Source organism: Pseudoalteromonas sp. PAR1 (assembly GCF_947311895.1).
Lineage (GTDB): Bacteria > Pseudomonadota > Gammaproteobacteria > Enterobacterales > Alteromonadaceae > Pseudoalteromonas > Pseudoalteromonas lipolytica_C.
The window spans coordinates 105229-118259 of the sequence record NZ_CAMZMY010000006.1 but is presented as its reverse complement, the minus strand read 5'-3'; the positions used below and the strand labels follow the sequence as shown (position 1 = coordinate 118259).

The 13031-nt window shown below is 40.8% G+C and carries 13 protein-coding genes; 3 read left to right on the top strand and 10 right to left on the bottom strand.

Translation table 11 applies throughout. The features are described from left to right. Window positions 1–1326 (bottom strand): 23S rRNA (uracil(1939)-C(5))-methyltransferase RlmD, encoded by a 1326-nt coding sequence (gene rlmD, locus QL229_RS06855; RefSeq protein WP_281546638.1) that lies wholly within the window; start codon window positions 1324–1326, stop codon window positions 1–3. Between the two features lie 80 nt (window positions 1327–1406). Here rlmD and barA point away from each other — a divergent pair, with 80 nt between their 5' ends. From barA to QL229_RS06840, 3 genes are read left to right on the top strand one after another with little or no spacing between them, the layout of a single operon-like run. Further along, a complete protein-coding gene (barA, locus tag QL229_RS06850; RefSeq protein WP_281546665.1) occupies window positions 1407–4169 on the top strand; it encodes a two-component sensor histidine kinase BarA in 2763 nt (920 codons plus the stop codon). 40 nt (window positions 4170–4209) lie between these two features. Next, window positions 4210–4686: an energy transducer TonB gene (locus tag QL229_RS06845; protein ID WP_281546637.1), complete on the top strand. Its 477-nt coding sequence runs from the start codon at window positions 4210–4212 to the stop codon at window positions 4684–4686. Window positions 4687–4698: 12 nt separating this feature from the next. Further along, the gene (locus QL229_RS06840; protein WP_235382532.1) at window positions 4699–5025 is read left to right on the top strand and encodes a hypothetical protein; all 327 of its coding nucleotides are present in this window, start codon (window positions 4699–4701) and stop codon (window positions 5023–5025) included. A 69-nt stretch (window positions 5026–5094) separates the two neighbouring features. Here the strand turns inward: QL229_RS06840 and pdxJ are convergent, their stop codons facing one another. The 9 genes from pdxJ to QL229_RS06795 form a co-directional block, all read right to left on the bottom strand. Continuing rightward, window positions 5095–5826, bottom strand: coding sequence for a pyridoxine 5'-phosphate synthase (gene pdxJ, locus QL229_RS06835; RefSeq protein WP_054554340.1), 732 nt, complete (start codon window positions 5824–5826; stop codon window positions 5095–5097). Between the two features lie 43 nt (window positions 5827–5869). Beyond that, window positions 5870–6556, bottom strand: coding sequence for a DNA repair protein RecO (recO, locus tag QL229_RS06830; RefSeq protein WP_135923793.1), 687 nt, complete (start codon window positions 6554–6556; stop codon window positions 5870–5872). Window positions 6557–6572: 16 nt separating this feature from the next. Next, on the bottom strand, window positions 6573–7505 hold the full coding sequence (era, locus tag QL229_RS06825; protein ID WP_135923792.1) for a GTPase Era: 933 nt from the start codon (window positions 7503–7505) through the stop codon (window positions 6573–6575). Continuing rightward, window positions 7495–8172 (bottom strand): ribonuclease III, encoded by a 678-nt coding sequence (gene rnc / locus QL229_RS06820; protein ID WP_135923791.1) that lies wholly within the window; start codon window positions 8170–8172, stop codon window positions 7495–7497. Before rnc ends, era begins: the two co-directional genes overlap by 11 nt. Before the next feature lie 2 nt (window positions 8173–8174). After that, entirely contained in the window at window positions 8175–9110 is a 936-nt protein-coding gene (gene lepB / locus QL229_RS06815) for a signal peptidase I (protein WP_135923790.1), read from the bottom strand. Window positions 9111–9136: 26 nt separating this feature from the next. Beyond that, window positions 9137–10924 (bottom strand): translation elongation factor 4, encoded by a 1788-nt coding sequence (gene lepA / locus QL229_RS06810; RefSeq protein ID WP_135923789.1) that lies wholly within the window; start codon window positions 10922–10924, stop codon window positions 9137–9139. A 69-nt stretch (window positions 10925–10993) separates the two neighbouring features. Then, entirely contained in the window at window positions 10994–11443 is a 450-nt protein-coding gene (locus QL229_RS06805) for a SoxR reducing system RseC family protein (RefSeq protein WP_135923788.1), read from the bottom strand. Between the two features lie 3 nt (window positions 11444–11446). Then, window positions 11447–12400, bottom strand: a complete 954-nt coding sequence (locus QL229_RS06800; protein ID WP_135923787.1) for a MucB/RseB C-terminal domain-containing protein — start codon at window positions 12398–12400, stop codon at window positions 11447–11449. A 4-nt stretch (window positions 12401–12404) separates the two neighbouring features. Then, window positions 12405–13031 carry an RseA family anti-sigma factor gene (locus tag QL229_RS06795; protein ID WP_281546636.1) on the bottom strand — a complete coding sequence of 209 codons (627 nt, stop codon included), beginning with the start codon at window positions 13029–13031 and terminating at the stop codon, window positions 12405–12407.

Here is a 13031-nt window from a genome sequence, read left to right as displayed (position 1 = left end):
TTACCTCCTGTGAAATAACGCCATCGTTTCAATATGCCCAGTATGAGGGAACATATTCATTAGCCCTATTTTCTTAATGCTAAAGCCTGCTTGTAAAATAATCGCACTGTCACGGGCTAAAGTAACAGGATCACAAGAGACGTATAAAATCGTTTTAAACTGGGTTAGTGGTAACTGCTCTAAAATGGCCATCGCCCCAGTGCGTGACGGGTCAAGGACTAACACATCAAAATCATCACTAAACCAAGCTGCTGATTTCATTAGCTGTGTTAAATCAAAACAGTAAAAATCGGTATTCGACAAAGAGTTAGTTTGCGCATTTTGTTTGGCTAATGCAACCGCAGAATCAACACCTTCAACACCAATAACATATTTAGCATACTTTGCCATTAATAGTGAAAAGTTACCAATGCCGCAAAATAAATCCAACACTTGTTCACTACCTTGAAGTTCTAACCACTCTTTTGCTTGATGCAGCATCGCTTGGTTCACTTGCGGGTTAACTTGAATAAAGTTTTCAAGACCAAACTCAAAGCGTAAATCATAAGCTGGTATCTGGTAGTACGGCATAGGGAAATCACTGTGATTAATTTCACCACTTTGTGATTGCCATACCACGCACCAGTTATATTCATTACACGCTGATTCTACGATTGTTTTTAACTCGTTATTAATCGCCTTAGTATGCCTAACAACCACAAAAGCCGCGTTATCAGCTTCGCATAATTGTAAGTGGCTAATACTATCTAGACCTGAATGACTGTTGATAAGAACATCAAACACAGCAAATACTTCTTTGAAAGTGCTTGTAAGCACATCGCAGTTTTCAATACTCACCAATTGCTTAGAGCCTTGAGCTCGATACCCTACTCGCATTTTTTTGGCGGATTTGTCGTGCATTACTGCAATACGCGCAGAGCGACGATAATGATGCTCATCACTCAATAAAGGCGCTTGCCAGTTTAAGTTATCAGCTTTGGCAAATTTACTAAACAACTGACTCACCGCTGCTTGCTTTTCTACGAGCTGTTGTTTTGCATCGAGGTGTTGTAACTGACAACCACCGCATACCTGATAATGTTGGCAAAAAGGAGTAACCCTATGCTCTGAGGCTGATAGCACTTTTTTACAATCAGCACTGGCAAAACGTGCCTTATCTTCTATCAACAGTGCTTTTACTTCTTCGCCCGGCAAAGCACCATTAACAAAACAAACTTTACTCCCTTGTTTAGCAACGCCTCGACCTTGATGATCCATAGCGGTGACAGACAGGGTTAGCATTTTTTGTGAAACGGATTTCTTTTTGGCTTTGAAAATCTGTGCCATTGGGCAACACCTTAATTATTGATAAAGCGGAAGTAAGTATATACTCTTAAACAACGATAATAATGATAACAACATTCTTTATGACTAAATTTGGCTTACGTGACTCAGTCTTAACTCTCACTTTAATACCGACTGTGATCATAGGCTTGTTGCTGGGCGGTTATTTTACAATAAATCGTTACATTGAGCTCGATGAAATTTTATATCAACAAGGTGTGACAATAATTGAGCCGCTGGCTATAGCGGTTGAACAACCCTTGCTCAAACGTGATAAACCGCTATTAACACGCCTAGTTAGTCATACCCATAACAAGCACTCCCCTGCTATTCAATCAATTGCTATTTTTGATGAGAACAATGAGCTTGTCATTTCTAGTAAATATCAAAGTGAGTTCAAAGAGTTTATAACCGATAACTCAGCGTCACTAGACGGTATTATTGTCAAAAATTCAGAGCACTACTTAACGTTTAAAACTGCCATTGTTAATCATAGTCGCCAAGATTCGATTTGGAACCACCATAGTTACCAAGCTTCATTGGGAACTGTGGTTATCATGCTCAACAAACAACAGGCTATCATTGGTCAGCAACGCGCACTGCTTATAAGTGGCATTGTCATTATTTTAGCCTTAGTACTGGCGACTATTTTGGCATTTAGACTTACCCGTATGTTTGTTCAACCACTGAATAAGTTAGTACTTGCTACCGACAGGTTAATAGAAGGTAAAGTAGATACCGGTCTTGATAAAAAAATGTTTGGAGAGTTTGAGTTACTCAGAGAAGGCCTTAATACGATTTCGCAAACCATGGTCATGCAACGTGACGAAATGCAAAAACACATTGACCAAGCAACCTCTGATTACCGCGAAACACTCGAACAGTACGAAACCCAAAATATCCAGTTAAGTATTGCCAAAAAAGACGCGCAAGATGCTAACCGAGTAAAGTCAGACTTCTTAGCCAAGATGAGTCATGAATTACGTACGCCTTTAAATGGTGTAATTGGTTTTACACGCCAGCTTTATAAAACCCCGCTAAATAAGCATCAAAAAGATTATCTTGATACCATTGAGCTGTCGGCCAACAGTTTATTGACCATTATTAGTGATATTTTGGACTTTTCTAAATTAGAAGCCGGTGCCATGGAGCTAGAATCAATGCAATTCCAGCTGCGTGACAATATCAATGAAGTTTTAACTTTATTGGCACCGAGCGCTCATGAAAAGCAACTTGAGCTATCAATTTTTATTCATCCACAAGTGCCTGATAACCTGACCGGTGACCCGACTCGCTTTAAACAAATCTTAATTAACCTGTTGAGTAACGCGATTAAATTCACTGAAAAAGGGTCGATTAAAGTAGATGTTGGCTACCGCTTGCTCGATGAAGAGCGCGCCTCAATTTTGGTCTCAGTGACTGATACAGGTGTAGGTATTCCTATGGATAAACAAGATGCGTTATTCACACCATTTGGCCAAGCAGACTCAAGTATTACTCGTAAATTTGGTGGTACTGGGCTTGGTTTAATCATCACTAAACATATTGTTGAAGCGATGAACGGTCGCATAACGCTTAACTCAGCTCCTGGCAATGGCACCTGCTTTACATTTAATGCGGTATTTAGGACACCAAGCAATATAATTACCAGCGACTTACCTACTCAATCCTTAATTAATAAACGCGTGCTTTATTTAGAGCCGCATGAACACTCTCATCAAGCAACATTGTCGTTATTGAATGAATGGCAAATGCGGGTGACTGCGTGCACAGATGAAGAAAGTTTCTTAAACGAGATCAATAAAGATTTCAGCTATGACATCTGTATTATTGGCCATACCGCCACAATAGATGATATGCAGCAGCTGAAAAGCTACGTGAAAGCAGTTCGCCCTGCGACTGATTATTTATATATTATGCTCAATACAGTGTCGCATAATATGCGTGAGGCATTTATCGGGAGTGGTGCTGATGCATGCCTTAGCAAGCCGCTTAATCACCGTAAACTGTGTGAAATATTGGCTGCACCTTATCGCCTTGACCACCCAGTACATAATATTGAACAGGGTGACGAAAAGCTTTTACCACTTAAAGTGTTGGTCGTTGACGACAATGACGCTAACTTAAAGCTTATTTGTACTCTTCTGGAAGAACAAATTGAGTTAATTGATACCGCCCATAATGGTTCTCAAGCCTACAGCTTAAGCAAAAGCCATAAATACGATTTAATATTTATGGATATTCAAATGCCAATCATGGATGGTATTACCGCTTGTAAACTTATTCGCGAATCATCACTCAATGAAGATACACCTATCATTGCAGTTACAGCGCACGCTTTGGCGGGTGAAAAAGAGCAACTGCTTAAAGATGGCTTTAAAGGTTACTTAACCAAGCCTATCGATGAAGATATGCTAAAACAAATCATCAGCGATCATAGCCCGCAATCACCTATTAATCGTGAGCGAAGTAAAGCAGCTGCCGTTCATTCGGAGCCACCATTTGAAAGCGCTCGTCTTGATTGGCAATTAGCACTACAACGCGCAGGCGGTAAAGAAGAACTAGCACTTGAAATGCTTAACATGCTATTACTGAGCGTGCCGGAGACCTTGCGCCTGCTCAATGAAGCTATAGAAAAAGAAGATTGCGAACATGTACTTAGCATTGTGCACAAGTTCCATGGCGCATGTTGTTATACCGGCGTACCAAAACTAAAATCACTTGCCGAAACTCTCGAAACAGCATTAAAAGGCGATTGCGATTTAAATTACATCGAGCCTGAACTGTTTGAGTTAATTGATGAGCTTAATAACTTGTTAAGCGATGCAGGTATGGTTGAGCAATAACGATAAAAAAACTCAATAAATTATATAAAGGAATATATTAATGAAAAACTATTTAATGCTAGCTAGCAGTTTGTTTGTATTTGGTTGCGCATCAACCGAAGAAAAACCAGTAAAATTAGAGTATGCGGATTTAGCTGTTAGCTATAATGAAATGGAGTCAGCAAAATGGCAACAGCTTGAACGCTTTCCTGCCAGATACCCAAAAAAAGCAGTTATCCAAGCAAAAGAAGGTTGCGCAACTATTGAGTATGTCATTACGCCACAAAATGAGATTAGAGATATTCAGGTAGTTGCCTCAACTAACTCTGTATTTGCCGACGCAGCAAAAGATGTAATCACTAATTGGCACTGGAATGAGCTGGCGAAAAATATTACTGATAAAGCGGTGAAAACCCAAACTCGCTTTGACTTTTGTTTTGACACACCTGAGCAATCTTGCAAAGAGCTAAAACCTAACTATTCATGCCCTAGTTCAGATATTATTTATTCCACGGGTACACGCATAGTGAAGTATTAAAGAGAGCTTGCTTTGTATTTTATCTTACTTATCGTCTTTAGTGCTGTTTCACTCACTTGGTTTTTCTTCCGCTATAAAAAACTAAGTATAGAAGCTAATAATTACGTAAAAACCAATTACACAGAGCAGTGGCAAACATACGAAAGCCAAGCCCGTTTGATGAAGGCAAAACCTAACTCGATGGTTTTTCATTCAGTTAAAAAAGGTGAATTGTCGGCCGTAGATGATGATGTTTTAAAAAGCTTTAAGAAAAAACATCAATATTTAGTGGCCCTACTCTGCCTATCGCCACTGTTATCATCCTACCTCTCAGAATTTATTGTTTACCTGAGTAAATAAAAAACGCGGCGGATATTATCTCCACCGCGTTCAGTATTCAAATTTGCTGGCTCTTATTAAAAGCGTCAGCTAAAGTCTTGCTTCAATCATTAAACGTTTCATATCGCTAACAGCTTTTTCTAAACCATCAATCGCTGCACGAGCAATAATTGCATGACCAATGTTTAACTCATAAATTTCTGGCATTGCCGCAATTGGTTTTACATTGTGATAATGAAGACCATGGCCGGCATTAACGATTAAACCTAGGCTATCAGCATATTGTACGCCGCTACGAATACGTTCAAGCTCAGTGTGAAGCTCTTCGTCATTCTCAGCATCAGCATAAGCACCTGTGTGAATTTCAACGTAAGGAGCATTACACGCTTTTGCAGCATCAAGTTGCGCGTTGTCGGCATCAATAAATAACGAAACCTTTATTCCTGCTGCTGTCAGCTTTTCTGTTGCAGCTTTTACTTTTTCAAAGTTACCTACAACATCAAGGCCACCTTCTGTGGTGAGTTCTTCACGTTTTTCAGGCACTAAACACACATAAGCAGGTTTCACTTCAAGGGCGATGTCGATCATTTCATCAGTGACTGCAATCTCAAGATTCATACGTGTTTGAATCGTTTTTGCCATCACATATACGTCACGATCTTGAATATGACGACGGTCTTCACGCAAATGAATGGTGATACCATCTGCACCAGCATGCTCTGCAACAGCAGCGGCATGCGCAGGATCTGGGTAACTCGTGCCACGCGCTTGGCGTAAAGTGGCAATGTGATCAACGTTTACACCAAGAAGAATATCTTTCATTTTTTTACCTGTTTAAAACAACGATTCAAGGCTGAGTATCAGCCTATTTAATAAATAACTCACGGCTTTTTAATGGCTTTTTACCAAGTAAAGGCTTGAGTAGGTATCGACTTAATTGCTTAGCCATATATAACACATCAGGGGCGCTAAAGTCATGAGCCGCTATGGCATTTAATTGCTTTCCTGAAAAGCCACTATGGGGGTCGTCATGCAACAAAAAACCGTATTCAGCAAAGTACTGATAATTTGCTGCATCGTTTATTTCATCCCCTTGCGCATCAACGCTAAAATCAACACCGTAACCTAGCATCTCTAGCAGTTGAAACTCATATGAGCGCAGCACCGCTTGCAGGCTTTTAGTGGTCGATAACTCGTGTAAATGCTGTTTATAAAGATGATAAACACTTTCCATCGGCTCGTTGATTGGTACGATACGATTGGTTAATTCGTTCAAATAAAAACCACAATATAACTGGGTGCCAGTTAACATACTTTGCCCGCCATGGGGCTCAAAACGAGTGATGTATTTTAAATCAGACTTACCGCTGTATTGTACAAGCAGAGATTGGAAAGGCTGCAGTTGAGCTTTATGTTTAGTGGCCTGGCGACCACTAATACGAGCCAACATTCTCAGTTGACCAACGCCTTCTACCAGCATATCAAGCATAACTTGCGAGTCACTAAAAGGACGTCGATGCAGCAAGTATGCTGTGTAGAATTCGCTATCCATGGCGTGTAAGCTTTACTTAGTCTTCACCATAGCCAAGGCTACGTAGCGCACGTTCATCGTCAGCCCAACCAGATTTGACTTTTACCCAAAGTTCTAAAAATACTTTGTTATCAAGCATTTCTTCAAGGTCTTTACGCGCTTCACGACCGATAACTTTTAGCTTTTCGCCCTTATTACCGATCACCATACGTTTTTGTGTTTCGCGCTCAACCAAGATAAGGCCATTGATTTGCCAAACACCATTATCGAGCCATTTAAACTGTTCTATTTCTACCGTGACAGAATAAGGTAACTCATCACCCATAAAACGCATCAGCTTTTCACGGATAACTTCTGCCGACATGAATCGCATAGAGCGATCTGTCACGTAGTCCTCAGGGAAATAAAACTCGCAAAGAGGAAGACGCTTAGTTACTTCAGCTTTGATTAGTTCAATATTTTTACCCTGCTTAGCAGAAACAGGAATAATACCAACAAAGTCAAACTTTTCGCCCAAGAACTGCATGTGTGGTAGCACTAGATCGCGATCTTTTACTTGGTCGATTTTATTCATTACCAATAACACCGGACGACCACTTTGGCGCACTTTGTTAAGTACCATCTCATCGTCTTCGTTCCAGTGTGTTCCTTCAACCACAAAAATGATCAGTTCTACATCACCAATTGAACTTGATGCTGCTCTGTTCATTAAACGGTTAATGGCACGCTTTTCTTCTACGTGTAAACCCGGAGTGTCGACGTACACAGCTTGGTATTTACCTTCGGTATGAATACCCATAATACGGTGACGTGTAGTTTGCGGTTTACGCGAAGTAATCGACACCTTTTGCTCAACAATGTAGTTAAGTAAGGTCGATTTGCCCACATTTGGACGGCCTACAATGGCAATCATCCCGCAGTGTGTATCTAACTCTGCAGGTGATTTAGAGATTAAATCATCAAGATTCATTTTTAAGTATCTTTAAGGCTTTTTCAGCGGCTTTTTGCTCTGCTTTACGACGCGAGCTACCCACTGAGATAATGCTATCCATCCCTTCAACAATACATTCAACCGTGAATGTTTGATTGTGCGCTTGGCCCTTTGTATCAATAACAGTGTAGCCTGGTAACGATAGTTTGCGCGCTTGTAAGTATTCTTGAAGTAATGTTTTCGGGTCTTTTTGGTTCAAACCTGGCGAAATTGCATCAAGGCGAGACTCATACCAGCTTAAAATAAGCTCTCCACATTGTTCAATGTTTGAGTCTAAGAACACCGCGCCAATAATCGCTTCAACAGCATCGGCAAGGGTTGATTCGCGGCGAAAACCGCCACTTTTCAATTCACCTGGGCCTAAGCGTAAGTAATCGCCCAAGCCAAATTCTAGGCCAAATTCAGCCAAGGTTTGTCCACGCACTAAGGTAGAGCGCATACGGCTTAAATCACCTTCACGTGCTTTTGGAAATTTATTATAAAGCGCATTAGCAATCACAAAACTCAAAATTGAATCGCCCAAAAACTCTAAGCGTTCATTATGTTGACCTTTATGACTGCGATGCGTCATTGCCTGCTCAAGCAACGCTTGATCAGTAAATGTATAACCTATTTTATTGTATAACTCTGTTACGTTTTTTTTCATCGTTACTGAATATTACCTAGGCGTTCAAAACGAACACCAGTTGGAACCCAGCTTGGTAAAAAGTCATCTGGGCCATTTTCAAATTCAAAACTCATCCATATAAAGACGGCTTTACCAACCAAGTTTTCTTTTGGTACAAAGCCCCAAAAGCGACTGTCTTGGCTATTATCACGGTTATCACCCATCATAAAATAATGATCGGCAGGAACCACCCACTCATCTGAGCGAGTACCCGGCTGCTGATAATAGCGGCCTTTCATTTCAGGCGCTTGCGGGTTAATCAAGATATTATGATTGACTGTGCTTAGACCTTCTTCTAAACGCACCAAATTCATTGAACCTTGTTTGAACTCATCGCTATTGAGGATTTCCATATCAATTTTATTGTATTCATTACACAGCAACTCACCCTGTTGCGTAGCACCTTCTTCACATTTTGGCTGAATATAAAGGTGCTTGTTGCGATATACAATTTTATCGCCAGGTAGACCTATTGCTCGTTTAATGTAATCAACACGCTCATCAAGTGGGTATTTAAATACAACAATATCACCACGCTCAGGCTCGTTTACATCAACTAGCTGACTGCGCCAAACTGGGTCTTTAATGCCATATGAGTACTTTTGAACAAGAATAAAGTCACCCACAAGTAAAGTTGGCATCATCGAACCAGATGGAATTTGAAACGGTTCAAAAATAAATGAGCGGAAGATGGTGATTGCCGCAATCATCGGAAAAATTGATTTAGCCGTTTCAGTAATACTTGGCTCAGGCGCAATTAATGCAGCGGTTTCTTCATCTAAATCACCACCTGCGGCATTTTGAGCAAGGGCAATTCGCTGTTGACGCTTCGGCGCAAACATAAAGTGGTCAATTAACCAAATTAAACCTGAGCCAAGTGTTAACAACACTAAGAAAATTGAAAAATAACCCGCCATGCATTAATTCCTATATCTACTTCTTATTATTTACCAACTTTAAGGATAGCTAAGAATGCATCTTGAGGAACTTCAACGTTACCTAATTGCTTCATTCGCTTTTTACCTTCTTTTTGCTTCTGTAGTAGCTTTTTCTTACGGCTCACGTCACCACCGTAACATTTTGCGATTACGTTTTTGCGTAATTGCTTAACTGTTGTACGTGCAATCACATGCTGACCAATCGCTGCTTGAATCGCAATATCAAACTGCTGACGTGGGATCAGATCTTTTAGCGCTTCCGCTAACTGGCGACCACGTGACTGCGCGATATCACGGTGCACAATAATAGCAAGTGCATCAACACGCTCACCATTAATTAGTACATCAACACGCACCATGTCTGAAGCTTGGAAATGCTTAAAGTTATAATCAAGTGATGCAAAACCACGACTTGTTGATTTTAACTTATCAAAGAAGTCCATTACTACTTCAGCCATCGGTAATTCGTACGTCACCGCAACTTGCTTACCATGGTAGCTCATTTTAGTTTGCATACCACGCTTTTCAACACAAAGTGTAATTACGTTACCCAAAAACTCTTGCGGAACTAAGATGTTAGCTTCAACAATTGGTTCACGGATTTCAATAATATTGTTTACCGGTGGTAGGTCAGACGGGTTATCTATTTGTTTAGTTCCGTCTTTTGTTTCTACTTCGTAGATTACTGTTGGCGCAGTAGTAATAAGATCAATGTCGTACTCTCGCTCAAGACGTTCTTGAATGATTTCCATGTGAAGCATACCCAAGAAACCACAACGGAAACCAAAACCAAGTGCTGTTGAGTTTTCTGGTTCGAAGAATAACGACGCATCGTTCAAGCTTAGTTTATCAAGCGCATCACGGAATGATTCATAATCATCTGATGAGATTGGGAACATACCAGCATAAACCTGCGGTTTAATGCGTTGGAAGCCAGGTAAACGCTCAGGAGCAGAATTACGTTGAAGCGTAATAGTATCACCAACTGGTGCACCGTGGATTTCTTTAATACCCGCAATAACAAAACCTACTTCACCGGTTTTTAAGATACCCGTGTTGGTTTGTTTTGGAGTGAAAATACCCACTTTATCTGCGATATGAACTTGCTCATTCGACATGATCTTAATTTTATCGCCAGAGCGTAATTCACCGTGTTTGATACGTACCAATGATACAACGCCTTGATATGGGTCAAACCATGAGTCAATGATTAGCGCTTGTAGTGGCTTATCTTTGTCGCCTACCGGTGGCGGAATATCTTTAACAATAACTTCTAATACTTCTTCAATACCAATACCTGTTTTAGCACTACATTGCACTGCATCTAGAGCATCGATACCGATAATATCTTCAATTTCTTCAGCTACACGAAGAGGGTCGGCTTGCGGTAAGTCGATTTTATTTAGAACTGGAATAACTTCTAAGTCCATTTCGATTGCTGTGTAGCAGTTTGCCAATGTTTGTGCTTCAACACCTTGGCCCGCATCTACAACCAATAATGCACCTTCACAGGCTGCAAGTGAACGCGATACTTCGTATGTAAAGTCAACGTGTCCTGGAGTATCGATGAAGTTTAACTGGTATGTTTCGCCGTCTTTAGCTTTATAATTTAGTGTTACACTTTGCGCTTTGATGGTAATACCACGCTCACGCTCAATGTCCATTGAGTCTAACACCTGCTGCTGCATTTCACGGTCTGTTAAACCACCACAAACTTGGATAAGACGGTCTGAGAGAGTCGATTTACCATGGTCAATATGGGCGATGATCGAAAAATTACGGATATGCTTCATAAACTGGATTCTAAACTTCTATATAAATGGACTAAGTGTATAAAGCGACAATTTTACATTTAATTGGCTTTAATCACCATCTATTTGAGTGAAAGGAATAGTAATTGGGTGAATTTTTATTACTTTTATATCGTGCTTGAGGCTCTTAACCCTTGATTTTGCTATTGCATAGCCCGTTAAGCCACCAATCACGGCTGCTAAAATTTGCCAGCCCTCAGGTAATGAAAAAGCGGCAAAAGCGATTAAAGCAAATCCCAAACTGAGTAAAAGTGGCAACATATACACAGCCATCGCATGTTTAACTAGATGACTATCATCAAGTGCCAAGGTCACTTTTTGACCGACTTTTAACTCAGAATCAAAGGTATAGGGGAAAGTTTTTTTGGCTGTTCCAAACAGTTTAGCGAATACTTGCGAGCCACATCGGCCATTACAGCCGGCACAGGCCTGTTTTTGCTCTGCTTCTAAGTTCGCTGTCGTGCCTTTAACCGACACGACAGTGAGTGTTTGTTCAATCATAATTTAAAGAGGTCGCGCTACCGACTCAGCTATAGCTTTGGCTGTCATAGCAGGAATATTACCAACAACCGATACATCAAAGCCACCGCCATTGTGAACATAAACCGTCGTTGCACCCGATGATAGTGCACCACTGGCTCGTTTGCCTGGTAAAGGTCTTTGAATAAACACAGATACTTCCACAAAACCATCAGAGTATAAGTAATAGTCTGTTAGTTCGTTATTTAAGTCTAATTTGTGGCGATCTGACTTTAACAATTTGAATCCATCTGGCAACCAGCCAATATTCCAATTATTGCCAGCACCTTCAGATGCATTTTCAATCTCAGTGGTTGGCATAGCAGCAGGAAAACTACGGTTTTGCATTTCAAGTAGCATTGGCGCTGGCTGCTCGGTCACACTTATGTGAGTTAACTGTAATTGCTCCAACATTTCGCCTTTATGATCAACATAAGCAGACTTAAGTAGAAGCGATGACTCGGTATCAATCCAAATCCAGTAGTTAAATTTATGCTCATCTTTTGATTCAATACGCACTAACTGCGCTGAGCGACCTGCAATACGTCCTTTACCACCTAGCACAAAATCATAATGTGCACTTACGCGTTCAATATCTTTAAAAAGTACTTCAGGAATAGGCCCGGCAATAGTGTCGGTTTTAATAGTATAAGGCTGTGAGTGAGGCTCAAAATAAGTAACTTGTCCGTTAACTCTTGCCATCTCAAGCCCTGCACCATTAAGCAAGCTCAAATGTTCAAGCTCGATATCACCTTGTTTAGCATGCAACCAACGATAAGGTTCCATGGTTTGGCCTTTAACGACGACAAAAGATGCATCAAAGTTGCGGGTATGAACGGCATCAGCCATATTAAGTAATAATGCTTTGGCGGGGTTTTCATCACTGGCAAAAGCCGGAGCCATTAATGCCAGTGACAAAATAAAAGTAAACACTTTCATTTAATTAGTTTTTTTCCTCTTCTGCGTTTTCTGCAGTTTGTGAACTTTCCAGAGAATAGGCAACACGTGCTTGACGCTGATGCTCAAGAACTAATGCCCCTATACGCTGCTGTTGTAATTCACGTAAACCTTGCTCTGCGTTTTCAAGTGCAGGCTGTTCTGATGAATAGCTAACAGGTGACGCAACCCCCGTTAAAGGTGTTGTTTGTAAAAGTGGAATGTCACTTTCTGGTGATTCGGTGTTCTGCGGCAATGTTTGTACGCCCACAATCGCAAACATAGCAACACTTGCAGCAATTGCCACTTGGGCAAATGGACGACGCCAATTAAATGCTACAACGTTATCTGTGCCTGTTGCCGCCACGATTTCTTCGCTTTTTGGTGCTGTTGTTTTATTCGCGAAATCAGCGAAAACAGGTTCTTGCTCAAGTGATTCTGCCACTGCGTCTGCAATGTCAAAATTAAAAGCGTTATTATTTGCCTCAGCACGCATTACGTCACCGATCATCGCGTAACGACCAAATGTTGCTACATCGTCGTTAGTGATCGCTTGATCAGTTAACTGCTGCTCGCCGTCAAGTAACGCGGACAACTGCTCATTATCCAACTTGTTAACGTCTGCTTTTGTCAT